Annotated in this window: 21 protein-coding genes; 12 read left to right on the top strand and 9 right to left on the bottom strand. The window is 71.5% G+C overall.

Annotation, left to right across the window (positions count from 1 at the left end):
- The first annotated feature begins 81 nt into the window (after window positions 1-81).
- The 5 genes from AB0B20_RS14115 to AB0B20_RS14095 all read left to right on the top strand — a co-directional run bounded on the left by AB0B20_RS14115 (window position 82) and on the right by AB0B20_RS14095 (window position 5,823).
- Window positions 82-2,619 (top strand): bifunctional diguanylate cyclase/phosphodiesterase, encoded by a 2,538-nt coding sequence (locus tag AB0B20_RS14115; protein WP_357382091.1) that lies wholly within the window; start codon window positions 82-84, stop codon window positions 2,617-2,619.
- 40 nt (window positions 2,620-2,659) lie between these two features.
- The gene (locus AB0B20_RS14110) at window positions 2,660-4,003 is read left to right on the top strand and encodes a glycosyltransferase family 87 protein (RefSeq protein WP_357382093.1); all 1,344 of its coding nucleotides are present in this window, start codon (window positions 2,660-2,662) and stop codon (window positions 4,001-4,003) included.
- Entirely contained in the window at window positions 4,000-4,632 is a 633-nt protein-coding gene (locus tag AB0B20_RS14105) for a phosphoribosyltransferase (protein ID WP_357382095.1), read from the top strand. The genes AB0B20_RS14110 and AB0B20_RS14105 overlap by 4 nt, the downstream gene beginning before the upstream one ends.
- A 23-nt stretch (window positions 4,633-4,655) precedes the next feature.
- The gene (locus AB0B20_RS14100; RefSeq protein ID WP_357382097.1) at window positions 4,656-5,048 is read left to right on the top strand and encodes a zf-TFIIB domain-containing protein; all 393 of its coding nucleotides are present in this window, start codon (window positions 4,656-4,658) and stop codon (window positions 5,046-5,048) included.
- Between the two features lie 94 nt (window positions 5,049-5,142).
- Window positions 5,143-5,823 carry a maleylpyruvate isomerase N-terminal domain-containing protein gene (locus AB0B20_RS14095; RefSeq protein WP_357382099.1) on the top strand — a complete coding sequence of 227 codons (681 nt, stop codon included), beginning with the start codon at window positions 5,143-5,145 and terminating at the stop codon, window positions 5,821-5,823.
- Window positions 5,824-5,829: 6 nt separating this feature from the next.
- Here AB0B20_RS14095 and dnaB read toward each other — a convergent pair whose 3' ends face one another.
- Window positions 5,830-8,649, bottom strand: a complete 2,820-nt coding sequence (gene dnaB / locus AB0B20_RS14090) for a replicative DNA helicase (protein ID WP_357382101.1) — start codon at window positions 8,647-8,649, stop codon at window positions 5,830-5,832.
- Window positions 8,650-9,046: 397 nt separating this feature from the next.
- Here dnaB and AB0B20_RS14085 point away from each other — a divergent pair, with 397 nt between their 5' ends.
- Window positions 9,047-10,744: a hypothetical protein gene (locus tag AB0B20_RS14085; protein ID WP_357382103.1), complete on the top strand. Its 1,698-nt coding sequence runs from the start codon at window positions 9,047-9,049 to the stop codon at window positions 10,742-10,744.
- Window positions 10,745-10,838: 94 nt separating this feature from the next.
- On the opposite strand, the gene rplI is transcribed toward AB0B20_RS14085, so the two are convergent.
- From rplI to rpsF, 4 genes are all read right to left on the bottom strand, one after another.
- Window positions 10,839-11,285 carry a 50S ribosomal protein L9 gene (gene rplI / locus AB0B20_RS14080; RefSeq protein WP_357382105.1) on the bottom strand — a complete coding sequence of 149 codons (447 nt, stop codon included), beginning with the start codon at window positions 11,283-11,285 and terminating at the stop codon, window positions 10,839-10,841.
- 14 nt (window positions 11,286-11,299) lie between these two features.
- Window positions 11,300-11,539: a 30S ribosomal protein S18 gene (gene rpsR, locus AB0B20_RS14075; protein WP_007073789.1), complete on the bottom strand. Its 240-nt coding sequence runs from the start codon at window positions 11,537-11,539 to the stop codon at window positions 11,300-11,302.
- A gap of 41 nt (window positions 11,540-11,580) precedes the next feature.
- A complete protein-coding gene (locus tag AB0B20_RS14070; protein WP_281588989.1) occupies window positions 11,581-12,111 on the bottom strand; it encodes a single-stranded DNA-binding protein in 531 nt (176 codons plus the stop codon).
- An 80-nt stretch (window positions 12,112-12,191) separates the two neighbouring features.
- On the bottom strand, window positions 12,192-12,482 hold the full coding sequence (gene rpsF / locus AB0B20_RS14065) for a 30S ribosomal protein S6 (RefSeq protein WP_013289357.1): 291 nt from the start codon (window positions 12,480-12,482) through the stop codon (window positions 12,192-12,194).
- A 627-nt stretch (window positions 12,483-13,109) separates the two neighbouring features.
- Here rpsF and AB0B20_RS14060 point away from each other — a divergent pair.
- Complete coding sequence (locus tag AB0B20_RS14060; protein WP_357382108.1) at window positions 13,110-13,892, top strand: deoxyribonuclease IV; 783 nt, start codon at window positions 13,110-13,112, stop codon at window positions 13,890-13,892.
- The gene (locus AB0B20_RS14055; RefSeq protein WP_357470693.1) at window positions 13,889-15,943 is read left to right on the top strand and encodes a hypothetical protein; all 2,055 of its coding nucleotides are present in this window, start codon (window positions 13,889-13,891) and stop codon (window positions 15,941-15,943) included. Before AB0B20_RS14060 ends, AB0B20_RS14055 begins: the two co-directional genes overlap by 4 nt.
- Before the next feature lie 21 nt (window positions 15,944-15,964).
- Here AB0B20_RS14055 and AB0B20_RS14050 read toward each other — a convergent pair whose 3' ends face one another.
- The 3 genes from AB0B20_RS14050 to AB0B20_RS14040 form a co-directional block, all read right to left on the bottom strand.
- Window positions 15,965-17,521, bottom strand: a complete 1,557-nt coding sequence (locus AB0B20_RS14050) for a glycosyltransferase 87 family protein (RefSeq protein WP_357470690.1) — start codon at window positions 17,519-17,521, stop codon at window positions 15,965-15,967.
- A 119-nt stretch (window positions 17,522-17,640) separates the two neighbouring features.
- The gene (locus AB0B20_RS14045) at window positions 17,641-20,445 is read right to left on the bottom strand and encodes a transglycosylase domain-containing protein (RefSeq protein WP_357382114.1); all 2,805 of its coding nucleotides are present in this window, start codon (window positions 20,443-20,445) and stop codon (window positions 17,641-17,643) included.
- Between the two features lie 194 nt (window positions 20,446-20,639).
- Window positions 20,640-21,086 (bottom strand): DUF5318 domain-containing protein, encoded by a 447-nt coding sequence (locus AB0B20_RS14040; protein WP_357382116.1) that lies wholly within the window; start codon window positions 21,084-21,086, stop codon window positions 20,640-20,642.
- Between the two features lie 175 nt (window positions 21,087-21,261).
- Between AB0B20_RS14040 and AB0B20_RS14035 the strand changes: the two genes are divergently transcribed.
- Entirely contained in the window at window positions 21,262-21,900 is a 639-nt protein-coding gene (locus AB0B20_RS14035; RefSeq protein ID WP_357382118.1) for a PadR family transcriptional regulator, read from the top strand.
- Between the two features lie 23 nt (window positions 21,901-21,923).
- A complete protein-coding gene (locus AB0B20_RS14030; protein WP_030499482.1) occupies window positions 21,924-23,003 on the top strand; it encodes an inositol-3-phosphate synthase in 1,080 nt (359 codons plus the stop codon).
- A gap of 65 nt (window positions 23,004-23,068) precedes the next feature.
- Here AB0B20_RS14030 and AB0B20_RS14025 read toward each other — a convergent pair whose 3' ends face one another.
- Window positions 23,069-23,548: a methylated-DNA--[protein]-cysteine S-methyltransferase gene (locus AB0B20_RS14025; protein WP_357470686.1), complete on the bottom strand. Its 480-nt coding sequence runs from the start codon at window positions 23,546-23,548 to the stop codon at window positions 23,069-23,071.
- Window positions 23,549-23,629: 81 nt separating this feature from the next.
- Between AB0B20_RS14025 and AB0B20_RS14020 the strand changes: the two genes are divergently transcribed.
- Together AB0B20_RS14020 and AB0B20_RS14015 are read left to right on the top strand one after the other, a co-directional pair.
- The gene (locus tag AB0B20_RS14020) at window positions 23,630-24,172 is read left to right on the top strand and encodes a hypothetical protein (RefSeq protein ID WP_357470683.1); all 543 of its coding nucleotides are present in this window, start codon (window positions 23,630-23,632) and stop codon (window positions 24,170-24,172) included.
- Window positions 24,173-24,197: 25 nt separating this feature from the next.
- Window positions 24,198-25,706, top strand: a complete 1,509-nt coding sequence (locus tag AB0B20_RS14015; protein WP_357382125.1) for an SPFH domain-containing protein — start codon at window positions 24,198-24,200, stop codon at window positions 25,704-25,706.
- Window positions 25,707-25,723: the final 17 nt, after the last annotated feature.

Genomic DNA, 25,723 nt, shown 5'->3' with positions numbered 1-25,723 from the left:
CGAACTTCCGAGGGCGCCTGAGCGGGCCGTACAGTACGGACACACGCTCAGCTACGAACGAGCGCGGTGGAGGCAGACCACGTGACTCGCGCCCACGCACGCGACAATGGGACCGATCGGCGGCTCTTGCTGCTTGTCGGTCTCGTCGTGTTTCTGGCCGGGCTGGCCACGCTGGTGAGCATCCACCTGATCGGCGCCGGCGACCTGGCCACCCGGAAGGACGTCACCCGCGCGGCGACGATCACCTTTCTGGTCGCCGCGGCCGCGACGGTGAATGTGCGAATCCGCATTCGTGCCACCACCCACGGCGTTTCCTGGACGGACGCGGCCACCGTGATCGGGCTCGCCGTCGCACCCGTGCCATGGGTCGTCATCGCCACCGGCGTCGGTGTCGCCATCACCCGCCTCATCGGCCGCCTCCCCCCGATCAAGCTGGTCTTCGGCATCGCCAAGGAGATGACGCTGGCGGCGGCCGGAGGCCTGGTCCTCGTCGCCGCCGGCTGGTCCTGGCCCTGGTCCGGCCCGATCAGCCGCTCGCTGCCCGCCCTGGTGCTGGCCTACGTGACAGTCGTCGCCCTCGACGAGCTGCTCACCTTCCCGGTCCTCGCCTTCGCGACCGGAACACCGATCCGCAAGCGCTTCCGGGAGCAGTGGGACCTCCGGCTGGCGAGCGTGCTCGCCCGCTTCTCGGTGATCCTGTGCACGCTGCTCATCCTCCGGATCGACCCGACCTTCCTGATCGTCGTACCGCCTCTCGTGCTGAGCCTGCATCTCGCCTACTCCAGCCGGCTTCGCAATCGCGCCGAACGGGAAGCCTGGCAACGGCTGGCCCGGACGACTGACGCATTGAATGTAGTCGATCTCAATCGGGTGCTCACGACAGCCGTCACACAGGCGACCGAGCTGTTCTCCGCCGACGAGGTGGAAATCGAACTACGTGAGGAAGCGCTGGTGGTACGCGGCGTCGGCGGAGCGATCACCTACCGTGGCCCGGCCGGCGAACCCAGCACAATCGAAGGTTCGGTACTGACCAACCGCCTCGAAGGCCACGACCGGACCGTCGATGTCGGCGTGCTGCGGCTACGGTTCGCCGGGCCGGTCGAACTCTCCGAACGAGAGCAGTACACGCTGCGCACCTTCGCCTCCGCCCTCTGCACCGCCGTCCGCAACGCCCAGGCGTACGCCGAACTCGCCCGCATCGCCGAGGACCACGCCTACGCCGCCACCCACGACGCCCTCACCGGCCTGTCCAACCGCCGCCACCTGCTCGACGAGGGCGGCGCCCAGCTCACCACCCGGCACGCCGACGGCGTCACCGCCCTGGTGCTGATCGACCTCAACCACTTCAAGGAAGTGAACGACACCCTCGGCCACGGCGCCGGCGACCGGGTGCTCATCCAGGTCGCCGAACGGCTGCGCGGCGCGGCCCGCCCCGACGACCTCGTCGCCCGGCTCGGCGGCGACGAGTTCGCCGTACTGCTGCGCGGCCTGCCCGCCCCGGCCGTCGCCGCGCACCGCGCCGAAGCCCTGCTCGCGGCGCTGCACGACCCGCTCGACCTCGACGGCATGCGGATCAGCGTCGAGGCCAGCGGCGGCATCGCCGTCGCCCCCGCCACCGGCGGCATGGCGGAACTGCTACGCCGCGCCGACGTGGCCATGTACCAGGCCAAACGCGCCGGCCAACGGGTCGCCACCTACGCCCCCGCCCGCGACACCGCCGACCTGAGCCGGCTCACCCTCGGCGGCGAACTGCCCCGCGCCGTCGCCGACCACGAATTCACTGTCAACTTCCAGCCCATCGTCGACCTCGGCAGCGGCCAGGTGATCGGCGCCGAAGCCCTGGCCCGCTGGCACCACCCCACCCACGGACTCATCGACCCGCTGCGGTTCCTCGAAGCGGTGGAACGCTCCGGGCTGCTCCCCGCGTTCGCCGAGGCCATCCTCGACCAGGCGCTCATCGCCGCCGGCTCCTGGCGCGACGCCGGCTTCGACCTGCCCGTCTCGGTGAACGTGTCCCCGCGCAGCCTCCTCGACGCCCGCTTCCCCGGCGCGGTGCTGGCCCGGCTACGCGCCCACGACCTCCCGCCGGACCGGCTCGTGCTGGAACTCACCGAGACACTCACACTCAGCCAACTCGACGTCGTCGACCGCGTCCTCAGCCGGCTACGTGACTCCGGCGTCCGGCTGGCACTCGACGACTTCGGCACCGGATACTCGTCGCTCTCCCTGCTCTCCCGCATCCCCGTACACGAATTGAAGATCGACCGCAGCTTTGTCGGCGCGATGGAGACCGCCCCCGAAGCCGCCGCCGTCATCCGCTCCACCCTCGACCTCGGCCGCAGCCTCGACCTCACAGTCGTCGCCGAGGGCGTGGAGAGCGAACCGCAACGCCGCGCGCTCTGGGAACTCGGCTGCGCCGCCGGGCAGGGCCACCTGTTCGCCCGGCCACTGCCCGCCGCCGCGCTGCTCGCCACCCTCCAACGCGGCCACGGCGGCCGGACCGGCGCGCTCGCACCGGCACTGCACGACGCCGGCGCCGTGATCCGCCTCCCCGGCCGCCGCACCGGCCGCACCCGCCCGTCACCCCCCGCCGCCACCGGCGACGCCCGGCAACCCTGACCCGGCCGGGACACACCACAGGTCTGCCAGACTGGCCCGCGTGACCGCCCTCGCCGACCCACCGACCGCCCTCTCCCGCCGCTGGTCGGCGCTCGACACCGCAGCCGGCGGCCTCGCCCTCGACCTGGGCCTCTACGCCGCCGCCACCGCCTTCGCCGCGATCACCGCCGCCACCTCCACGCTCCCGCCGCACCGCGCCTGGGGAGCCGTCGCCACCATCGGGTACGCGCTCGCCGCGCTCGCCGCCACCACCCAACTGCTCGCCCGCCGCCGCGACCCCGGCACCACCCTGGCCCGCCTGCCCGCACGGTGGGCCATCACCGCCCTCACCTGGGCCACCACCGCGCTGCTGCCCGTCGTCACGCAGAGCGTCGAACGCGCCGCCGGACGCACCGACCGCGCCCAGGAGGAGGTGATCGTCGTCGAACACGCCGGCACCCGCCTCGCCGAGCACGGCACCCCCTACCTCGGACCCGACGCCATCGCCGCCCTGCCCCCCGGCGAGCAACTCCTCGGCTACACCCCCTACCAGCCCGGCATGGCACTGTTCGGACTGCCCAGAGCCGCCGTGGACGCCTGGTGGACCGACTCCCGCGTCTGGTTCGCAGTGGTCACCGCACTCACCCTCGTCGCCCTCGTCGCCACGCTGCGCGCACACGGCGGCCCCGCCGCACCCCGCCGCGACGCCGCCGTCCTGCGCGCCGTCCAGGCCGCCACCGTCCTGCCCGTCTGCGCGCTCACCCTCGCCACCGGCGGCGACGACCTCCCCGTACTCGCGCTCTGCCTGCTCGCCCTCGCGCTCGCCGCCACCGGACGACCCGGCCGCGCCGGCCTCGCCGTCGGCGTCGCCGGCGCGCTGAAACTCCTCGCCTGGCCGGTCGCCGTCGTCCTGATCTGCTGGGCCGCCACCCGCCGGGCCGCGCCCCGCACCGCCCTCGGCGCCCTCGGCCTCCCCGTCCTCGCCCTGCTCCCGGTACTGCTCGTCGACCGCGACGCCCTCGTCGAGAACGTGCTGCGCTTCCCCCTCGGCCACGGCCTCGTCACCAGCCCCGCCCAGTCACCGTTCCCCGGGCACCTCATCGCCGAGACCCTCCCCGCCGGACGCGCCGTCGCCGCCGCACTGCTCGTCGCCGCCGGACTCGCCATCGCCGCCCGACTGCTGCGCCGCCCGCCCCGCACCGCCGCCGCCACGGCGCTCATCTGCGGGTACGGGCTGCTCGCCGCGATCCTGCTGATGCCCTCCACCCGCTTCGGCTACCTGCTCTACCCGGCCGCCCTGCTCGTCCTCGCCCCCGCACTGGCGCTCACCCGACCGGGCGACCCGGCGGCATTCCCGGCAACCGCCCCGCGCGAGGGGGCCCGAAGGCGTACACCTGAGGAATGACCACCTACCGCGACCGGGCCGAGGCGGGACGGGAACTCGCCGAGCGACTCACCGACCTCGCCGGCCGGCCCGACGTCATCGTGCTCGGCCTGGTACGCGGCGGCATACCCGTCGCCCGGGTGGTCGCCGACCGGCTCGGCGCACCACTCGACGTGCTCGTCGTCCGCAAGCTCGGCGTGCCCTGGGCGCCCGAGGTCGCGTACGGCGCACTCGGCCCCGGCGGCGTGCAGGTCCTCAACGAGATGGTCGCCGGCCGGATCAGCGAGAACGACAGGGCCCAGGTCCGCCGCCGCGAACAGGCCGAACTGGAACGCCGCGAACAGCGCTACCGAGGCGGCCGGCCACCACTGGACCTCACCGGACGCACCGCCGTCATCGTCGACGACGGGCTCGCCACCGGCGCCACCGCCCGCGCCGCCGTCCAGGTCGCCCGCCACCTCGGCGCCGCCCGCGTCCTCGTCGCCGTCCCGGTCGGCTCCGAGCAGGCGTACGACATGCTCGCCGCCGACGCCGACACGGTCGTGAGCTGCCAACTCCCGCACGACTTCGCCGCCGTCGGCGCGTACTACGAGGACTTCCACGAGGTCTCCGACGACGAGGTCACGCAGGCGCTGACCGCCCCCGCGTGAGAACACCCGGTACCTTCGTTGTCATGCAGATGACCTGTCCCAAGTGCCGGGGAGAAATGCGCCAGTACGAGCGCAGCGGAGTAGTCATCGACCAGTGCGGCGAATGCCGCGGCATCTTCCTCGACCGCGGCGAGCTGGAGAAGCTGTTCGACGCCGAGGCCAACTGGAACCGGCAGCACGGCGGCGCTCCGCAGCAGACCGCGCCGACCGGTGCCGGCTACCCACCGCCCCCGCCCCCGCCCGCCGCCGCGCCGCACCAGCCCGGCTACGGCGCCGTCCCCCCGCCCCCTCCGCCGCCGCCCGGCCACGGCTACGCGCAGCCCGCGTACGGCCACGGTCAGCAGCAGCACTACGGCTACCACGGCCACTACCGGCGCAAGAAGAAGCACGGCTTCCTCGGCGAACTGTTCGACTGACCGCCGACCACACGCACGCCGGGCCGGTGCACCGCATCGACCCGGCGCGCTCGTCGCCGTGCCGCGCCTGCCACACCGTGGCAGGCTGCTCGGCATGAGCCCGATCCGGCAGCACGAGGCGCTGGCCCAGGCGTACGACGGCATCACCGCCGTGGTCACCCCGCTCGACGACGCCGGCCTGCAACGGCCCACCCGGTGCCGCGGCTGGCTCGTCGCCGACCTGCTCTTCCACGTGCTCTGCGACGCCCAGCGCGCACTCGTCGCCCTGGCCAGCCCCGCACCCGGACCGGCCGACGTGGACGACGTCAGCTACTGGCGCGCCTTCACCCCCGGCGACGACGACGCGAGCGCCGGGCACGCCTGGTGGGCACGCCGCTCCGCCGTCGCCTTCGACCGGCCCACCGGCGTGGTCCGCCTCTGGACCGACACCGCACCCGCCGCCGTCCGCGCGGCGACCGCAGCCGACCCCGACGGGTACGTGACCACGCAGGGCCACGTGCTGCGCGTACCCCATCTGCTCGCCACCCTGACCACCGAGGCGGTCATCCATCACCTGGACCTGGTGGTGGACCTGCCGGACGCGCCGCGACCGGCGGCGGACCCGACGCGGGTCGCGGCGACCACCATGGACGGCCTGCTCAGTGACGACGCGGTGCGTCCGGCCGGCTGGGACGACCACGAATACCTGCTGAAGGCGGCGGGACGGGTGCCGCTCACCGACCGGGACCGGCTGGAGCTGGGCGAGGCCGCCGGCTGGTTCCCGCTGCTCGGCTGACGCCGGTCAGACGATCGCCATGTCCACGAAGCGCGACAGGTGGAGCTGCGCCGCGACCGTCACGGTGTCGGTGGGCCCGTTTCTGTGCTTGGCGATGATGAAGTCCGCCTCGCCCGCTCGCGGCGACTCCTTGTCATAGTAGTCATCTCGGTGCAAAAGAATGACAACGTCTGCATCTTGCTCAATAGACCCGGATTCCCGCAAGTCGGACAATTGCGGCCGCTTGTCAGTGCGCTGCTCGGGACCACGGTTCAGCTGACTCACGGCGATCACCGGGCACTCGACCTCCTTGGCCAGCAGCTTCAGGCCACGGGACAGGTCCGCGACCTCCTGCTGCCGGCTTTCGGTGCGCTTCGGCGAGGTCATCAGCTGGAGATAGTCGACGACGATCAGCTTCAGGTCGTGCTTCTGCTTGAGCCGCCGCGCCTTCGCCCGGATCTCCATGAGGTTCATGCTCGGCGTGTCGTCGACGAAGAGCGGCGCCTCGCTGATCTCGCCCATGCAGCGGGCCAGCTTGGTCCAGTCGTCGTCGGAGAGCTGCCCGCTGCGCAGCACGTGCAGCGGTACGCGCGCCTCGGCCGAGAGGAGTCGCATGACGATCTCGACCTTGCTCATCTCCAGCGAAAAGATCGCCGACGCCTGGTTGGCGCGGATAGCCGCATTTCGGGCGAAGTCCATACTCGCCGTGCTGTTGTGCGTCGGGATCATCGAGCGGCCCGCCAGATACAGATGGTCGGGATTGTCGACAGTCACACAGCGCACCGGAACGCTCGGCACCGGACGGACGTCCACGATGAAACGCGAGTGGGAGCGGACGTCCGAGAGCGTCCGGCGCCGGGCCGCATGGGCGGTCCGCTTCCGGTCCAGCCGGAAGACCGGGTCCGGCGTGGAGAAGTTCAGCGTGTACGCGATCGACGATTCCTCGGTACGGCCGCGCACCTTGCGCTCGGTCATGGTGCACCGATAGCCCAGGCTGACGACGAGTTCCCGTACGCCGTCGATCAAACGCCGCGAGGTGGACGTGTACCGCAGGTTCCCGGTCGGCGCCACCGTGCCGTCGGTGTCCATGAGACCGGCGAGCAACGCCCGGCGCTGGGTCTCGGAGGCGCGTAGATAGTCGTCCGGAATGTGCTTGTCGTAGGCCACCCCGACTTCGCGGAGCAGGGCCAGGAAGGAACCGTTCCGTTCGTAGCACTCGGCGCAGCGGCGGGTTCCGGGGTTCTCCCGCAGGGCACGGGTGGAGCCGCCGCAGTCGACGCAGGTGCGGTCCGCCGTCCTGGCCGACGTGGGCAGATGCACGCTGTAGACCATGGGCCCGCTCGGGCGCACCAGGAAGCCGTCCTGGGCCACGAGGTCGAGCATCTCCGCGTCCGCGGTGGTGAAGCGGCTGGCCCCGGTGTGCCCGTCGCCGAGCCACACCCCGAGGGTGTACGGCGGGACGGCCAGGTCGCGTTCCGGAAGTCGGAGCGGTGCGCAGTTCCGCACGGCGTGGTTGAGACGGCGGTCGGCCGTCTCGGTACGAAGCGTGGCCGCGATCTGCGCCGTCGTGACGATCCCGTCATGCTCGGCGCGGCTGCCGGCGTTCACCGGTCGTTCCGCGCGTGCACCGAGGCCGGAGATCAACGCGCCCACCGGGTAGCCCGGAGCCGTCCAGTTGCGTGTCTTGCCGGCCCGGGTCACCGGGCGGGCGACCTTGCCGTTGGAACCCACCGTCTGCGCCACCGTGTGAAGCACGTTGCGGAATTCCGGGCCGACCTGTTCCAGGGTTTCCGCGAGAGTGACCAGGCGGTGCGGTTCGGCGGATGCGGTCGCCTCGGCCGCCCGTACCTTCGCCAACGCCGGCTCGGCCCAGTGGTGCCGCCGGCGTGCCTCCGGCTGGCGTCGGCCGGCGCGGGTGTTGGTCTTCCACAGGTGCTCGGCGTCCGCCACGATGACGCTTCCGTCGGAGAACTCGACCTCGTAGCAGGGGCGGTCGTACATCACGTCGAAGACGTTGGTGATCGTCGTCGGGGTGCCGTCCGCGGCGAGGAGCTGCTCACCGACGCGCACCTCACCCATGGTTGTCCAGCCCTGCGGGGTGGGCAGCGGGGTGTCGAGTGCGAGCGCCTTACCGAGACCAGGCCGGCCGGCCACGATGATGAGCTGGCCGGCGTGCAGGCCGTTGAGCAGGCGGTCGAGGTCGGTGAACCCGGTCGGCACGCCCGTCATCACCCCGCCCTGGGCGCCGACCGCCTCGATCTCGTCGAGCGTCGGCTGGAGCATGTCGGCCAGGACGGCGAAGTCCTCGCTGACGCGCTTCTCGGTGATCTCGTAGACGGCCTGCTGAGCGAGGTCGACGATGTCGTCCACGTCGCGGCTGCCGCTCGGGCCGGTGCCGTAGCCGAGCTGCACGATCCGGGTGCCGGCCTCGACCAGCCGGCGGAGCACTGCCCGTTCGCCGACGATGCGGGCGTAGTAGGCGGCGTTCGCGGCAGTGGGCACGCTCGCGATGAGCGTGTGCAGGTAGGGGGCACCGCCGATCCGGGCGAGGTCGCCGGAGTCGGCGAGCGCGGCCGCCACGGTGATCGGGTCGGCCGGTTCGCCGCGTCCGTAGATGTCGAGGATCGCGTCGAAGATGGTGGCGTGGACCGGGCGGTAGAAGTCGTTTGTCTTCAGGATCTCCACGACGTCGGCGATGGCGTCCTTGGACAGCAGCATGCCGCCGAGTACGCACTGCTCGGCGGCGACGTCCTGGGGTGGTGTCTTTTCGAACGCAGATTCGCGCGGCGGTGGCTCGGGCGATTGTCCCCCGGTCCGTTCCGCACGCGTCTCGTCGGTGACCGACACGGGTTCCCCCCTCGCTGCGTCGGATCGAGTCCAGCTCTATCGCCGGGGTATGACAACTCTGCGCCGACCCTCCGGTCGATCGGGGGTCATCGCCCGGCGGTCGGGGGCCAACGATACGGAACCCGAGGTCAGCCGCTCAACAAGGCCGGTGGATGAGCCTTGGGACAACCTGTGGACGCCTGGGGACAGGCATGTGCGCAGGGTGTGCACAGGGGTGTGGAAAAGTGATGGGGAATTCTGGGCGTATCGCCTCTGACCTGGGCTTTTCCTATCCCCACCCTGTGGACGGAAGATTTCCGGTCGAGCTTTGTCGTCGTTCGTCCCGTACTATCGCTGCGAACGGCGACACCTGGGACAGCGGGTTTACTTTCGGGTTGAGAGAGGTCACGCTCCGGCCGTGAGACACCGGGACTGGGCAAGCGGAGAGGACAGCCCGCGCGAGCGACGGCCGAGCGGTTCCTGGGACGAGCCCGCCGGGCCGCGCCGGGTCGACTCGTACGCGCCGGAGGGCTACCGCACGGCGAGCCGGCGGCGGGCGATCGAGCGTGGCCAGGACGAGCCGGTGGAGACGTACCTTCCGCGGTGGGCGCTGGAATCCGGGGTGAGTCGCGCGGACGGCGGCGGGCGGCATGCCGCGCCGGACGACGACGAGGTGGAGCCGCCCACCTCGGGAAGTGCCCGGCGGGATCTGCGCGCGATCGGTGCGGGTCCACTGTCGGATCACACCGCCGAGTGGACGATGGACGCCCCGCAGGAGCGGGGGTACGTGGGTAACCGGCGGGCGGACCAGGACGACGAGCCGGTGTCGGGGGCGGTGCCCCGGAGTCGTCCGCGTCGCGCGGCGACGCGCCGGCCGCAGGTGACCTGGTCGGGGCTGCCGGAGCCGGCGGGTTCGGGCGAAGGGCCGGCCGGGCCGGAGGGTGGGCTGCCGACGGGTCGGCGGCGCCGGCCGGCGTCGGGTTCCTCCTGGCCGCCGCCAGCGGGGTCGGACTCCGCCTGGTCGCGGTCGGCGGCTTCGGATGGCGCGTGGTCCCCGTCGGCGTCGGATGCCGAGTGGCCGGCGGCGCCGGATGCGGGCTGGTCGCCGTCGAGGGCCGCGGAGCGGGAGGCCACCTGGGGACGGGCGACGGAGACCGCGAAGGCGGCGGAGCCGGAGGCCACCTGGGGACGGACGGCGGCGTCCGCGAAGGCGGCGGAGCCGGAGTCGGCCCGGTCGCGGCCGGCGGCGGATCCGTGGCAGCGTCGCCGGGCGGCCGGGCGTGAGCCGGTGGACCCGCCCGCTGTGGATCCGTGGGACGCGTCCGGGCTGCATGCCTGGGACCGGCCGGTGCCCGCGAGCGGCCGGGGCCGGGCGGAGAGCCGGTGGGACCGTACCGAGCACACCGGTGAGTGGGACCGGTTCACCGACACGGGTTTCATGGAGCCGGTGCGGGACACCGACGACCGGTACGCGGATGCCGATCCGTGGGACCGTTCGGTGCCGCCGGTGCGGGAGGGCTGGGCGTCGCCGGAGCGGGCCGAGGCGTTCTGGTCGGGTACCCGCCTCTCGGGTGACGATCCGCGCTGGATGGAGACGCCGTCGACGGCCCCGCGTTCACCTGCGGTGGCGTACTCGGCACCGCGTCCGCGTACCGCGCCTCGTCGTCGCCCGGTGGAGCCGGCGCCGTCGACGTTGCGGCGGCGGGTGGAGACGATCGGCGGCGGTTCGTGGGGCCGGCGGCTGGAAGACGACCTGCTGGATCCGGATCCGGGTGGCCCGTTGCGTCCGCTGGTCTACACGGCGGCGTGTTATCTGGTGCCGGCGGTGCTGCTGGTGGTCGGTCTGCTGCTCCTGAGTGGTCAGCCTCCGGCGGGGTGCGTCACGGACATCACCGGTGGCGGCTGTGATTCCCCGCGCGCGCACGCGCTGGAGTCGTTGCTGTCGGCGGCACCGCGGTTCGGGTTGGCGATGGTGAGCAGTCTGGTGGTGGCGGTGTTGTTGCGGCAGGTCGGGACGACGTGGCGGTCGGCCACGGTGGCGCTGGCGGCCGCCGTGGTGGGTGGTGGGCTGTCCACGGTCGTGATCAGCGCGGTGACGGGCAAGCCGCTCGGTTGAGCGGCTTGCGTCGAGCGACTCCGGCCGAGCGCCGGGGATGCTGAAAGGCCCGCACCGGCAAGCGGTGCGGGCCTTTCACGTCGTGCTTCGGGTGTCAGCCCTTGACCACGTTCAGGTCGAACTTGGCGGTCACCTCGGGGTGCAGCCGGATGCTGACCGGGTAGGAGCCGAGCGCCTTGATGTGGCCGGGCATCTCCAGCCGGCGGCGGTCCAGGGTCGGGCCGCCGGCGGCCTTGACGGCGTCGACGATCTCGGCCGGGGTGACCGAGCCGAAGAGCCGGCCGCCGTCGCCGGCGCGGGCCTTCAGGTTGACCTTCAGGCCCTCGACCTGGGTCTTCACCTCGGTGGCGTGGCCGAGGTCGCGGATCTCGCGGGCCGAGCGGGCCCGCTTGATGACCGTGACCTGCTTCTCCGCGCCCTTGGTCCAGGCGATCGCGAAGCCCTGCGGCAGCAGGTAGTTACGGCCGAAGCCGTCCTTCACCTCGACGATGTCGCCCGGAGAGCCGAGGCCGGACACCTCCTGAGTCAGGATGATCTTCATGTCCGTGCCTCCTCTCAGCGGGCCGTGGCCGTGTAGGGCAGGAGCGCCATCTCACGGGCGTTCTTGACCGCACGGGCGATCTGCCGCTGCTGCTGCGAGGTCACGCCGGTCACCCGCCGAGCGCGGATCTTGCCGCGGTCGGAGATGAACTTGCGCAGCAGCGCGGTGTCCTTGTAATCGATATAGGTGATCCCGTCCTTGTCGAGCGGGTTCACCTTCTTCTTCGGCTTGCGCAGTGCCGCAGCCTTCGCCATTGCTCTTGCTCCTGGTTTGCGATCGCGGGCGCTCGGCGCCATCAGAACGGGGGCTCCTCGTCGAAGTTTCCGCCGCCCGAACCACTGCGGGAGGGGGCAGGGGCAGCAGAGGCCCAGGGGTCGTCGAAGTTGCCTCCGCCGCCACCCTGGCCGCCACCACCACCGAAGCCGCCGCCACCGCCACCGGAGCGGGACATCTTCTGCACCTTCGCCGTGGCGTAGCGCAGCGACGGGCCGATCTCGTCGACCTCCAGCTCGATGACGGTGCGCTTCTCACCCTCACGGGTCTCGTACGACCGCTGACGCAGCCGGCCGGACACGATCACGCGAGCGCCGCGCTGCAGCGACTCGGCGACGTTCTCGGCGGCCTGGCGCCAGACCGTGCACGAGAGGAACAGCGGCTCGCCGTCCTTCCACTCGCCGGAGGCCTTATCCATGAAGCGGGGCGTCGAAGCGACCCGGAACTTGGCGACCGCCGCGCCGGAGGGGGTGAATCGCAACTCGGGGTCATCGGTCAGGTTGCCGATGACCGTGATGGTGGTGTCTCCTGCCATGACCATCTCCTCGCGCACTCATCGTTGTGCCGTACAGGCTCTCAGAGCCGTACGACAGCGTGGATGAGGCTTGATCCGGACGTGCCGGGTCTAGATGCTCAGCGCATCTCCGGACGGATGACCTTGGTGCGCAGCACCGACTCGTTGAGTCGGAGCTGACGGTCCAGCTCGCCAACGGCCTCCGGCGTCGCCTGGAGGTCGATGACGGCGTAGATGCCCTCGGCCTTCTTGTTGATCTCGTACGCGAGGCGCCGGCGGCCCCACACGTCGGTCTTCTCCACCGAGCCACCCGCGGTCCGGATCACGTTCAGGTACGTGTCGAGCGACGGGGCGACGGTGCGCTCCTCGAGGCTGGGGTCGAGGATCACCATTACTTCGTAATGACGCAAGACGTGCTCACCTCCTGTGGGCTAAGCGGCCACGGTCCTTCCGTGGCAGGAGGTCGTGCGTCGCTGCCGCGGCCGGTGCCGGGGGAACCCGGCCGGACACGGACAACCGCACCAGGATAGCCGGTCCGGACGATCATGGCCGGGCCGGTGGCCCCGGTGCGCCGGATGCGTGACAGGGGTCCACCTCCGGATGAGAGGTGGACCCCTGTCCACGAGACCGCGGGGCGTCCCGTCCGCATTCCTTGGGTGGGACCTGGGGAGGAACGACCACACCGATGAGGTTGGATCGAAGACGCCCCGCGGAGCTTTATCGTGTTGTCACCTGGTCTGACCATACAATGGCTCTCGTCACCACTTGGGGTAAATGGAAGAATTGGTCCGACTGCTGGTCTCCCGTACCGGAATGACGAGCGGATCCCGCCCCGTCGCGCCGGGCCGCACGGCGGGGCGTCCCGTTGCCGGGGGTCCACCCTCGCCCGTCCGTGCTGTGGACCACGTTCGGGCGGAGCGTCGACCATCGATCCCATCTCGGACAACGACCGCCGGGCCCGGTGGTGACGCGTCCGACCCGCCGGGCACCCCGCGCGAGCGCGCCGACCGTCGCAGGCGCGACGTAGGCTGCCCAGCATGCGAATCGGAGCCCACGTCGATCCGACCGACCCGCTGGCCGAGGCGACCGCACGGCAGGCCGAGGCGGTCCAGTTCTTCCTGGCCGACCCGCAGGGCTGGAAGGCCCCGAAGCCACGCGAGGACGCCGAGCGCCTGCGCTCCGCCGACGTCGACCTCTACGTGCACGCGCCGTACGTGATCAACGTAGCCACGCTCAACAACCGCATCCGCATCCCCAGCCGCAAGCTGCTGCTCGCCCACGCCGCCGCGGCGGCCGACGTCGGGGCCAGCGGGCTGATCGTGCACGGCGGCCACGTCAACGCCGGCCACGACGTCGCCGTCGGCTTCGACAACTGGCGCAAGACCTTCGCGTACGCGGCGGACTCCGGCGGCTTCCCGCTGCCGGTGCTGATCGAGAACACCGCCGGCGGTGACAACGCCTGTGCCCGGCACCTCGACTCCCTGGCCCGGCTCTGGGACGCGCTCGGCGACTACGAGGTCGGCTTCTGCCTGGACACCTGCCACGCGTACGCGGGCGGCGAGGAACTGCTGGGCCTGGTCGACCGGGTGAAGGCGATCACCGGCCGGATCGACCTGATCCACGCGAACAACTCCAAGGGCGCGTTCAACTCCGGCCAGGACCGGCACGACAACCTCACCGGCGGCACCATCGACCCGGAACTGCTGGTGGCGGTGATCCGCGCGGCCGGCGCACCGGTGATCGTGGAGACCCCCGGCGGCGTCGAGGGCCAGGCCGCCGACATCGCGTTCCTGCGGGGGCAGTTGGGCGCGACGGCGTGACGACCGAGCAGTCCGGCACGACCGGCCGCCGGTCCCGCGCCGAGAACCGGCCGGACGACGGCACGAACGCGCCGGACCGGCCGGATGACACGGCCGGGGCAGCCCTGCCCGGCGAGGCCGACACGGAAACCGCCGGGGCCGACAAGACCGCCGGGGTCCGGGACGGGGCCGCCGCCGACAGGGACGACGCCCGGCCGGACGACGGCGACGCCGGCACCGCCGATGACGGCGAGAGTGCCGACGCCGGGGACGAGAACACAGCGGGTACGGACGGCGACAAGCCCACCGACCCCTGGTCCGCGTTCGGGCCGGCGCCGGAGCCGGTGCTCGGCCGGCCACGCCGGGCGATCCGCGCGGTCGGCCGCTTCCTGGCGCACGAGTGGACGCTCGCCGCCGTCGCCGCGCTCGCGCTGGCCGCGGCGATGACGTGGCCCACGCTGCGCTATCCGCGGCACACGCTGCCGCAGGACTACTGGGATCCGAGCCTGCAGGCGTGGCAGATGGCGTGGTCCGGGCACATCCTGCGTACCGACCCGGCGATGCTGTGGCACGCCAACGCGTTCTATCCGGAGAACTGGAGCTTCGCGTTCTCCGACACGCTCCTCGGGTACGCCCCGGCCGGCCTGATCGGGGTCGGCCCGGAGCACGCCGTGCTGCGCTACAACATCATGTTCGTGCTGGCCCACGCGCTCGCCGCGTTCGGCGCGTACGCGCTGGCCCGGCAGCTCGACGCGGGCCGCATCGGCGGTGCGGTGGCCGGGGCGAGCTTCGCCTACGCGCCGTGGCTGCTGGCCCAGGCGGGGCACCTGCACATCATCTCCAACGGGGGCATCCCGCTGGCGCTGGCCATGCTGGCCCGGGGTCACGGCTGGTCGCTGCGGTACGGCTACCGGCCGCGTCGCCGGCACGCGGGCTGGGCGCTCGCCGGGTGGCTGGTGGCCGCGTGGCAGCTCAGCCTCGGCTTCGGCATCGGGCTGCCGTTCGCGTACATGCTGGCCGGGGCCGTGCTGGTCTCGGTGGTGCTGTGGTTCGTGCGGCGGCGCCGGGTGAGGCGTCCGTTCGGCCGGCGGCTGTTCCTGGCCGACGTGTTCGGCGGGCTCGCCTTCGCCGCGGTGGGCGCGGCGCTGGCGGTGCCCTACTTCAAGGTCGCCGAGCTGCACCCGAACGCGGAGCGGACACTCGGCGACATCGGGCTCTACTCACCACCCGCGAGCGGGTTCTTCACCGCGCCGGCCGAGTCGCGCGTCTGGGGCGGCCTGCACGAGGGCGCCCGCGCCGTGCTGCCCTGGCATCCGGAGATGACGCTGCTGCCGGGCTTCGCGCTCTACGCGCTCGCCGCCGGTGGCCTGTTCTTCTCGGTCTGGCGGGTCCGGCACCGGATCTTCCTGCTCGCCGGGGTGCTCGTGACGATGGCGCTGGCCATGGGCACCCGGTTCTTCGGCGGCCGGTTCACCTACGTGCCGTTGTTCGACTACCTGCCGGGCTGGAGCGGGCTGCGGACGCCGGGCCGGATGATGCTCTGGGCCACGCTGCTGCTGGGCCTGCTCGCGGCGGGCGCGGTCACCGCGTTCTGCATGCGGGTACGCGAGCTGGCCGCCGAGCGGGTGCCGCCGTGGCCGGGCCCGTGGCTGCGCCTGGCCACGCTGCTGCCGTTGGCGCTGGTGCTCGTGGAAGGGCTGAACGCCACGCCGCAGCCGGTGGTGCCGCGGCAGCCGGCGGCGCTGCGCACTGTGGACGGTCCGATGCTGGTGCTGCCGAGCAGCCAGAACCTGGACCAGCCGGTGATGCTCTGGTCCACCGACCGGTTCCAGCCGATGGTCAACGGCGGCAGTGGCTTCACGCCGCGCTCCCAGGCGCAGATCCGGGAGGCGACTGTGAGCTTCCCGGACTACGCGAGCGTCGACTACCTGCGGCAGATCGGCGTGAAGAACGTGGTCGTGTTGCGCGACGAACTGGCGGGCACTCCGTGGGAGGGGATACTCGACCGGCCGGTCGACACGCCGGGGGTGACCCGCGAGCAGCTCGGCGAGGCGGTCGTGTTCCGGCTGTAGACCGGAACACGACCGTCTCGGTCACACCGGGACGGGTTCGTCGGATCGTTCGGCGGCACGCGCCCGCCACCGCTGATGCCAGGGCGCGTCGGGGGCGCCGTCGAGCACCCCGCCGTCCGGGTCGTCGGCGTAGGTGTGCCGGACGACGTCCAGTTCGGGCCGCAGGACGTCCCGGATCACGAACCCGCAGAGCACCACGACGGTGATCAGCCGCAGGCTCGACGCCAGCACGAAGACGCCCTCGGGGAAGACCGGCCGGGACATGGCGGTGCCGAGCAGTTCGCCGTAGAACGCGGCGAAGTAGCAGACCTCGGCGATCTGCCAGGCCAGGAACGCGCCCCAGCGCGGCCGGGCGAGCACCGCGAGGGGCAGCAGCCAGAGCACGAACTGCTGGGACCACACCTTGCTGAAGATGAGGAACGCGGCGACCACCAGGAAGGCGAGCTGGGCCAGGCGAGGGCGGCGCGGCGCGAGCAGCGCCAGCCCGGCCACGCCGAGGCAGGCCAGTCCGAAGAGCAGGTACGACAGCCAGTTGAGGGTGGGGATGTTGGCGTTCAGCCACTCGAACGGCCCGAGTTCGCCCGGCGAGGACGGGCTGATCCGGCCGTCCAGGTAGCGGCCGATGTACCAGAGCGTGCCCCAGTCGATCGGGCGCGTGGTGTTCAGGTCGAAGAAGCGTTCCCAGTTCTCCCGGTAGGGGATCGCCACCGGCAGGTTCACGGCCACGAGCGTCACCAGGGCGGTCGTCGTGGCGACAAGCCCGGCCAGCAGCTTGTCGGCGCGCAACGCGAGCACCAGGATCGGCCCGAGGAGGAACAGCGGCCACATCTTCGCCGCACCGCCCAGTCCGATGAGGACTCCGGCCACTGCGGGCAGCAGCATCCCGTACCGGTCGGGTCGGGCGCGTGCCCAGGCCAGCAGACCGAACGCGGCCAGGCCGATGGCGAGCAGGTCCCAGTTGACGGTGGCGGTGAGCACGAGCGCCGGGGAGAGCGCGAACAGGGCGGCGTCCCAGGGTCGTCGTCGGCGCAGGCTGAGGATCACGGCGACGGTGGCGACGGCGAGCGCGCCGAGCACCAGCGCGTTCAGGTTGTAGAACCACTGCCCCTGGTTGATGGTGGGGTTGTCGCTGCCGAGGGCGTGCACCGGCAGGCCGAGGGCGCCCATGAAGTAGCCGGTCAGCACCGGGTACTCCACCGGGTGGTCGGCGTAGGGCACCTTGCCCTCGTTGAGCCCTTCGGCGTAGTAGAGCGCCAGCACGTCGGTGTAGCACATCCGGGTGTACTGGACGTTGTTCTGCCAGGCGCCGTCCTGGCAGGGCGACTTCTGCACCCAGTGCAGAGCCAGCGTGAGGCAGACGAGCGCCAGCACGATCCGGCCGGCGGTCCAGAACCGGCTCTCGCGGTCGGCGGGCCGGTCCAGGGCGGCGGCGTGGTCGCCGAGTGGCCCGCCGATCAGACCGGAGGCACCGCGAACGAACCAGTCCGAGCGGGACGGGTGGTCCACCGTCTCTGCGGATCGTGGCGCCGCCTCGGACGCGCCGGGCTCATCGATGCCTGCGGGCGACTGGGTGCTCATGAAGACGCATCCTGCCGTACACCGGGGGTCGCCGTCCCGTCGCGCGCGGAGAAATTCCGGTACGCGAAACGCGGCGGCGGCCGGACCGAGGTCCGGCCGCCGCCGTCGGGTGGTACGCGTCAGTTCTGTCGTGCCGGTGGAGTGCTCGGTAGCAGCCCGCCGCCGCCACCGCCGCCGCCGGGACGTCCACCGCCGCCGGGGAGCCCGCCGCCGGGGTTGTTGCCACCGCCCGGGTTGCCGCCGCCGGGCGTGCCCCCGGGGCAGAACAGGCCCAGCGGGTCGCAGTTCTGGCCAGGCTGGCCGGGCTCGTTCGGGGGCGGCGCCGGGGCCTCGCCGTTGCCGGTGTCGTCCTCGCCGACGTTGGCCGCGGGCGGGAACTCTTCCTTGTCCTTGCCCTTGAGCGCGTCGTTCATGAAGCGCTGGAAGATGTCACCCGGCATCCGGGCACCGCTGATGTCCCGGCCGTCCTTGTATTTGATCGCCTTGCGGTCGGCCTTGTTGCCGACCCAGACGGCGGTGGCGAGCTGCGGTGTGTAGCCGATCATCCAGGCGTCGCCGTTGCTTGACGTCTTGTCGTTGAGTTCCCAGGTACCGGTCTTCTCGGCGACCTGCCGGCCCTCTTCGAGGCGCTTGTTGATCTGGCCCGGGTACTGCTTCAGCACGGACGTCACGTCGGCGACGACGTCCTTGTCGATCCGCTGTTGCCCCTTGAGCTTCTCCCCGCCGACCGTGTCCCACTTGCCGGTGACCGGATTCTGCTTCTCCACCTTGCGAATGAAGTGCGCCTTGTGGTAAACGCCCTGGTTGGCGAAGGTGGCCACGCCGTTGGCGTGGTCGAGCACGGTGATCGGGTACTGGCCGTAGCCGATGACGTGGAAGAACGGCGACGGCGCCAGGTCCTTCGGGTCCGCCTTGGTCAGGTCGTGCGCCTTGGCCGGGTTGGTGTCGGTCTGCCACATGGTGGTGACGCCGGCCTGCTTGGCCATGTCGAGCACCTTGTCCGGGCCGATCTTCTCGGTGATGTAGTAGAACGGCACGTTCAGCGACTTGAGCGTCGACAGTTCGAGCGTGCAGGAGTCACCACAGGAGACCTTGTCCGCGCCGGCGTTGCTGACCTTGAACTTGGTGTCCTTCGGGGTGAATGCCGAGCCCTTCCAGCGGGACTTGATCGAGATGCCTTCCTTCAGCGCCGCGGCGAGCGTGTAGATCTTGAAGCTCGAGCCCGGTGAGTGGCCACCGCTGACGACGCCGTTGTCCACGTTCTTCCCGGCGTAGTCGGTGCCGGTGCCGTTGTCGCCGCCGTAGTAGGCGAGCACACGCCCGGTCTTCGGGTCGATCGCCACCACGGCGGCCATCAGGTTCGACGGCTGGCCGGCGAGTTCGGAGCCCTTCTTGGCCCGCTGTGCCGCGGCGAGCGCCGCCTCCTGCATCTTCTTGTTGATCGTGGTGGTGATCTTGTAACCACCCCGGCTCAGCGCCTTGGCGCAGAGCGGCTTCTTCTCGGTCACCTCGGCCTCGTTGTCGGTGCAGAGCTTCATCTCGCGCAGTTCCTGCGAGACGTAGTTGACGACGTTGCCGTACGGGGTGTCGATGCCGAATCCGCCGCCGCTGTTCTTCGACGGCTTCGCGATGTTCTTCGGGTACTCGGTGGGGTGCGGCGGCATGTTCGGCGCATCGAGCCACTTCTCGGTGATCATGCCGTTGATCACGTAGTTCCACCGGTCCAGCGCGGCCGTCTGGTTGATCGCCGGGTCGTAGCCCTGGTGGGTGGCGCTCGGCTCCGGCTGCTTGATCAGGGCGGCCAGCACCGCGGCCTCGGCCACGTTCAGGTCCTTGGCGTTCTTCTTGAAGTACGTCTGCGACGCCGCCTGGATGCCGTACGCGCCGCGGCCGAAGTAGATGACGTTCAGGTAGTGCTGCATGATCACGCGCTTGTCGTACTTGTCGTTCAGCTTGGAGGCGAGGATCGCCTCCTTCACCTTGCGGCCGTACGTGTCCTGGTTCAGGTTCTCGAACGCGTTGCGCGCGTACTGCTGGGTGATGGTCGAGGCGCCCTGCTTGTCGCCGCCGGTGAGGTTGTTCCACGCGGCCCGGGCGATGCCCTTGTAGTCCACACCGGAGTGCCGGTAGAAGTTCCGGTCCTCCGCCGCGGCGACGGCGTGCTGGACGTGCTCCGGGATCTGGTCGATGGTGACGAGCTGCCGGTTCTGGTCGCCGATCCGGGCGATGGCCTCTTTGCCGCTCGAGTCGTAGATGGTGGTGGACAGCGGCGGGATGGTGTCCTCCGGGAGCACCACCTTGGTGGAGTACCAGGTGAAGCTCACCACGCCGATGCCGGCGAGCATGATGAACACGGCGAAGCCGGCGATCAGGATGTTGATCCGGCGGCGCTTCTTGGCGCGCGCCGGGTCCTCACCGCGGCCACCCCGGCCGGGGCCGGTCGGACCACCGGGACCACCGGGACCGCCACCGGAGGGGCCGGGCACCCGGGCACGGCCTCCGACCGCCGCGGCGCCGACGCTCGCGCGCCCGCCCACGCCTGCCCGCCCGCCGACGGCGGCCGCGCCCACGCTCGCCGCGCCCACCGAGGCACGCCCGGCCGGAGCGGCCGGTGAGACCGGCACAGACGCACGACCGGCGCCCGCGCGCCCGCCCGGTGCCGGCGACACCGGTACCGAGGCGCGGCCCGCGCCGGCCCGGCCGACCGAGGCCGATCCGGACGCTCCGCGTGGCGCCGGAGCGACGCCGCCGACCGGGGCCCGGCCGCCCGCGCCGTACGGTGTCACGGAGGCTCGCGCCGAGGCGCCGCCGTCCGCAGCGCCGGACCAACCGTTCCCGCCCCGGCTCCTGTCGGAACCGGGGTCGCCGTCCGGGCCCGGGATCTGGGCTCGCGCACGCGAAGAACTGGGATCGCCGTAGTTCATTCCTCACACCCTGCCGGTCGCGGTGGGACGCGGGGGCGCCGCCACCGGGTTGCCGTGAGCTGGAACACGGGACGCTACCCGCCGGTGATACCGGCGCGCGCCCGCCAAATCCGACCTATTCGGACCAATTACGCTTAAGGGCTGTCGCTCCTGCCGCCCGGGGAATGGGCCGGCAGCGATCGGGACAGCCGCGTTCACCGTTGCGCCTCTCGCCTTCGCCGAGGGGTGGAGCCGTTGGCCGCGACCGAGTCGTCCGCGTCCTCCGCCTCGCCCGTGAGACCGTCCCGTCCGAGCAGGAACTGCTCGACGAGATGGTTCCAGTCACAGCCGGGGCAGACCTCCACCACGAACACCTGGAACTCACGCAGCGTCATGGCCAGGACGGGCAACTCGGCCCGGGTACGCGCCTGGCCGGCCGACTGCTTGAGTTCGTCACCGTAAATGTAGTGGACGTGGATCAGGTTCTCGCTGCGGCAGATCGGGCAGCGGTGGTCGGTCGGCTCGCCGTGGAAACGAGCAGCGTTCTTCAGGTACGGCGAGGCGTCGCAGACGTCGTACGTGCCGACCCGCCCGGCGAGCAGTTCACGCAGCACAGCCCGCTTCTGAAGCGAGTAGTCGACGACCTGGCGCTGCGTACGCATGCGGCAAAGGGTACGCGCTCCGGCGAACCCAGGCGACCATGGTCACGAGGTGTGACGGCCGCGTCGCGTAAGCAGGGGGTTTGCCCCACCCTCACCTCTCCGCTAACGTGCGATGTATCGGTCCGATACATCGCGGTGGTTAGTGGTCCGCGCAGGGGGAAAGAGGGGACGGCCCGTGCTCGAGCTCGCCATCCTCGGCCTCCTGCAGGAGGCGCCGATGCACGGCTACGAGCTGCGCAAGGAGCTGACCGCCAAACTCGGGGCCATCCGGGCGGCGATCAGCTACGGCTCGCTCTATCCGACCCTGCGCCGGCTACAGGCGGCCGGATGGATCACCGAGGCCGCTGAGGCACCCGCGACCGCCGAGGAGGTTCCCGCGCTGACCAGCCGACGCGGTCGGGTGGTCTACACCATTACCGCGGAGGGCAAGGAACGCTTCGCCCAGCTCATAGCGCAGGCTGGACCCGAGACGTACGACGACACGGGCTTCGGCGTGCACTTCGCGTTCTTCGCCCGGACCGACCAGGCCACCCGGCTCCGGATCCTGGAAGGTCGTCGCCGCAAGATCGAGGAGCGTCGCGAAGGCCTTCGTGACGTGCTCGGCCGGGCAGCCGAGCGGCTCGACGCGTACACCCTGGAACTGCAACGCCACGGGCTCGACGCCTGTGAGCGCGAGGTCCGCTGGCTGGAGGAGCTCATCGCCAACGAGCGCTCCGGCCGGGCCCCCGCCGACCCGCGACCCGGGACGGCCGGTGGCCGAGGAGACAACGACAGCCCGCCCACGCCTGGAACGTCCAGGAAAGAGCGGCCGTGATGAAGAAGAAGGAGGCAGACGCTATGGGCTCCGTCCGCGTCGCCATCGTCGGTGTGGGTAACTGCGCCTCGTCCCTCGTACAGGGCGTGGAGTACTACCGGAACGCCGACCCGAACGACCGCGTCCCGGGTCTCATGCACGTCACCTTCGGCGACTACCACGTCTCGGACGTGAAGTTCGTCGCGGCGTTCGACGTGGACGCCAAGAAGGTGGGCATGGACCTCGCGGAGGCGATCGTCGCCAGCGAGAACAACACGATCAAGCTCTGCGACGTGCCGCCGACCGGCGTCACCGTGCAGCGCGGCCCGACCTTCGACGGTCTCGGCCAGTACTACCGCGAAATCGTCGAGGAGTCGGACGCCAAGCCGGTCGACGTGGCGCAGGCGCTGCGCGACGCCCAGGTCGACGTGGTCGTCTCCTACCTCCCGGTGGGTTCCGAGGAGGCCGACAAGTTCTACGCCCAGGCCGCGATCGACGCCGGCTGCGCGTTCGTGAACGCCCTGCCGGTCTTCATCGCCTCCGACCCGGAGTGGGCGAAGAAGTTCACCGACGCCGGCCTGCCGATCGTCGGCGACGACATCAAGAGCCAGGTCGGTGCCACCATCGTGCACCGCGCCCTGGCGAAGCTCTTCGAGGACCGCGGGGTCGAGCTGCTGCGCACGTACCAGCTCAACTTCGGCGGCAACATGGACTTCATGAACATGCTGGAGCGCAACCGCCTGGTCTCGAAGAAGATCTCGAAGACCCAGTCGGTGACCTCGCAGATCCCGCACGAGATGCAGAAGAGCGACGTGCACATCGGCCCGTCCGACCACGTGCCGTGGCTGGACGACCGCAAGTGGGCGTACATCCGCCTGGAGGGGCGCTCCTTCGGTGACACCCCGCTCAACGCGGAGCTGAAGCTCGAGGTGTGGGACTCGCCGAACTCGGCCGGTGTCATCATCGACGCCGTCCGCGCCGCGAAGATCGCGCTGGACCGCAAGATCGGCGGCCCGATCCTCTCCGCCTCCTCGTACTTCATGAAGTCCCCGCCGGAGCAGTACGCCGACCACGACGCGCACGCCGCCGTCGAGGCGTTCATCGCCGGCGAGATCGAGCGCTGACGCGCCGAGAAGCAGAAGAAGGAAGGCCGGGTCCGCGCGGACCCGGCCTTCCTTCTTCTCGTACGTCAGGACCAGGCTCGCCGCAGCGCCACGGACGCCTCCAGCTCCAGCAGCGTCACCTTGCGCGGCAGTCCCCCGCCGAAGCCGACGAGCTTGCCGCCCGCGCCGACGATCCGGTGACAGGGCACGATCACCGGCACCGGATTGCGGTTGCAGGCCACCCCGACCGCCCGGGCGCCGCCGGGATCGCCGACCGCCTTCGCCACCTCGCCGTAGGTAGTCGTCTCGCCGTAGGGGATGCGGGTCATCTCCCGCCAGACCGCGCGCTCGAACTCCGAGCCGCGCGGGGCCGACACCGGCACTGTGAACCCGGTCAGCTCACCGGCGAAGTACGCCCGCAGCTCCGCCACCGCCAGCCGGGCCACCGCGTCGCCGGGGTCGTCGGCCGCCCCGTCCACCCGGCCGAAGTGCGCGCCGCGCACCGCGTCGCCGTCGGTGCCGACGGAGAACTCCCCGATCGGCGAGTCGAGCACGGTCCAGCGCATGCCACCCATTGTCCCGCCCACGCCGACATCCCCCGCGACCGGCTCTCCGGAGGCGGACCGGACGACCGCTGAGCGAAGTCGATGTTGCACGGCGTCGATACTGTGCAGGTCATGGCCACCGGGACGCTCATCTTCCTGATCATCGGCGGGATCGGGGTCGGCGTGCTGACCCTCGCCCTGCTCGGCTCGGGAGTGCTCCACCTCGGCCAGCCGGACGTCGACGGGCCGGTGTCGCTGGAGGCGGCCGCCGGGTTCACCGGGGCGTTCGGTTTCGGCGGCGCGATCGTCAACGAGCTGCTCGGCGGACGTACCCCTGGAATGATCGCGGCGGCGGTGGCCGGCGGCGCGCTGGCCGCCGTGCCCACCGCGTGGCTGGCGGCGCGGCTGAGCCGCGCGGCCCGCAACATGCGCACCGACGCCACCCCCACCCGCGACCACCTCGCCGGCGCGATCGGGCTGGTGGTGACGCCGATCCCCGGCGGCGGCTACGGGGAGGTGCGGGTACGCCTCGCCGGCCAGCCGGTGAAACTCAACGCCCGTGCCGACCAGGCGATCCCGGTCGGCGCCCGGATCTTCGTGGTCGAAGCACTGAGCGAGACCAGCGTGCACGTCGAGACCTACTGACACCACCACACAGACGGGATCATCCATGCCCCTGCTCGTCGCCATCGGCGGCGCGGTCCTCCTCGCCGTCGTCCTCGTCCTCTTCGTGTTGTCCCGGATCAAGGTGGCCGGGCCGAACCAGGCGTTCATCGTCACCGGCCGCAAGGGCCGCACCACCCAGACCGCCGACGGCGGCCGGGCCACCGACATGTCCGGGCAGAAGGTGGTGCTCGGCGCCTCGGTGTTCGTCCTGCCGGTGGTGCAGAAGCTCCAGTCGCTCGACCTGTCCAGCCGCCGGATCGACGTCAGCATCCGTGGCGCGGTGAGCAAGCAGGGCATCCGCACCGAGCTGCACGGCGTCGCGATCGTCAAGGTGGGTGGCACCGAGGACGCGATCCGTGCCGCCGCCCAGCGCTTCCTGAACCAGCAGGAGGAGATCGACAACTTCACCCGCGAGGTGCTCGCCGGCGCGCTCCGCTCGATCGTCGGGCGGCTCACCGTCGAGGAGATCATCCGGGACCGGGCGGCATTCGCCAGCGCGGTGGCCGAGGAGGCCGAGCACTCGATGACCAACCAGGGTCTGGTGCTCGACACGTTCCAGCTCCAGGACATCCTGGCCGAGGGCTCCTACCTCCAGGACCTGGGCCGGCCGGAGGCCGCCCGGGTGCTCAAGGACGCGGCCATCGCCGAGGCGCGGGCCCGCCAGCAGGCCGAGCAGGAGCGGCTGCTCGCCGAGGAGGCGATCGCCGAGGCGAACCGGAACCTGTCGCTCAAGCAGGCCGGCATCCAGGCCGAGATCGACGCGGCGAAGGCGAAGTCGGCCGCGGCCGGGCCGCTCGCGCAGGCCGAGCGGGACCAGGCGATCCTCTCCGAGCAGCAGAAGGTTGCCGAGCGCAACGCCGAGCTGAAGCAGCGCCAGCTCGACACCGAGGTCCGCAAGCCGGCCGACGCCGCCCGGTACAAGGTCGAGCAGGAGGCCGAGGCGGCCCGCAACGCGGCGGTGCTCAACGCCGACGCGCAGCGCCAGGCCACCATCGCCGCCGCGCAGGCCTCCGCCGAGCAGGCCCGCCTCACCGGTGAGGGCGAGCGGGCCCGCCGGGCCGCGCTGGCCGAGGCGAACGCGATCGAGGGCGCCAAGGAGGGCGAGGCGGAGCAGCGCCGTCGTTCCGCGATCGCCGAGGCGGTCGAGCGGGAGGGCCAGGCCGAGGCGGCCGCCATCCTGGCGAAGGGTCAGGCCGAGGCCGACGCGATGGCCCGCAAGGCCGAGGCGTTCGCCGCGTACGGCGAGGCAGCCGTGCTGGACCTGCTGGTCAAGGTGCTGCCCGAGGTGGTCGGCGCGGCCAGCGCCCCGATCGGCGCGATCGACAAGATGACAGTGATCTCCACCGACGGCGCGTCGTCGCTGACCAAGTCCGTGGCCGGCAACGTCGCCCAGGGTCTCCAGCTCGGCAGCGACCTGACCGGCATCGACCTGGCCGGTCTGCTGGCGCGGCTGGGCAGCAGCGCGCAGCCCAACGGCAAGGCCACCGTGGACGGCAGCACCGTCACCCAGTGACACGACGACGCCCGCCG

Origin of the sequence: Micromonospora sp. NPDC049151 (assembly GCF_040648395.1) — a bacterium.
Classification (GTDB): Bacteria; Actinomycetota; Actinomycetes; order Mycobacteriales; family Micromonosporaceae; genus Micromonospora.
This window is presented reverse-complemented; position numbering and strand designations above follow the sequence as displayed.

What these genes read in the sequence shown, in the direction of transcription:
- AB0B20_RS14045 (WP_357382114.1), bottom strand. Translation starts at nt 20,445, where the DNA reads ATGAACTACGGCGATCCCAGTTCTTCGCGTGCGCGAGCCCAGATCCCG.
- AB0B20_RS14095 (WP_357382099.1), top strand. Translation starts at nt 5,143, where the DNA reads ATGAGCCCGATCCGGCAGCACGAGGCGCTGGCCCAGGCGTACGACGGC.
- AB0B20_RS14060 (WP_357382108.1), top strand. Translation starts at nt 13,110, where the DNA reads ATGCGAATCGGAGCCCACGTCGATCCGACCGACCCGCTGGCCGAGGCG.
- AB0B20_RS14015 (WP_357382125.1), top strand. Translation starts at nt 24,198, where the DNA reads ATGCCCCTGCTCGTCGCCATCGGCGGCGCGGTCCTCCTCGCCGTCGTC.
- rplI (WP_357382105.1), bottom strand. Translation starts at nt 11,285, where the DNA reads ATGAAGATCATCCTGACTCAGGAGGTGTCCGGCCTCGGCTCTCCGGGC.
- AB0B20_RS14040 (WP_357382116.1), bottom strand. Translation starts at nt 21,086, where the DNA reads ATGCGTACGCAGCGCCAGGTCGTCGACTACTCGCTTCAGAAGCGGGCT.
- AB0B20_RS14105 (WP_357382095.1), top strand. Translation starts at nt 4,000, where the DNA reads ATGACCACCTACCGCGACCGGGCCGAGGCGGGACGGGAACTCGCCGAG.
- rpsR (WP_007073789.1), bottom strand. Translation starts at nt 11,539, where the DNA reads ATGGCGAAGGCTGCGGCACTGCGCAAGCCGAAGAAGAAGGTGAACCCG.
- AB0B20_RS14050 (WP_357470690.1), bottom strand. Translation starts at nt 17,521, where the DNA reads ATGAGCACCCAGTCGCCCGCAGGCATCGATGAGCCCGGCGCGTCCGAG.
- AB0B20_RS14025 (WP_357470686.1), bottom strand. Translation starts at nt 23,548, where the DNA reads ATGCGCTGGACCGTGCTCGACTCGCCGATCGGGGAGTTCTCCGTCGGC.
- AB0B20_RS14030 (WP_030499482.1), top strand. Translation starts at nt 21,924, where the DNA reads ATGGGCTCCGTCCGCGTCGCCATCGTCGGTGTGGGTAACTGCGCCTCG.
- AB0B20_RS14020 (WP_357470683.1), top strand. Translation starts at nt 23,630, where the DNA reads ATGTTGCACGGCGTCGATACTGTGCAGGTCATGGCCACCGGGACGCTC.
- AB0B20_RS14100 (WP_357382097.1), top strand. Translation starts at nt 4,656, where the DNA reads ATGCAGATGACCTGTCCCAAGTGCCGGGGAGAAATGCGCCAGTACGAG.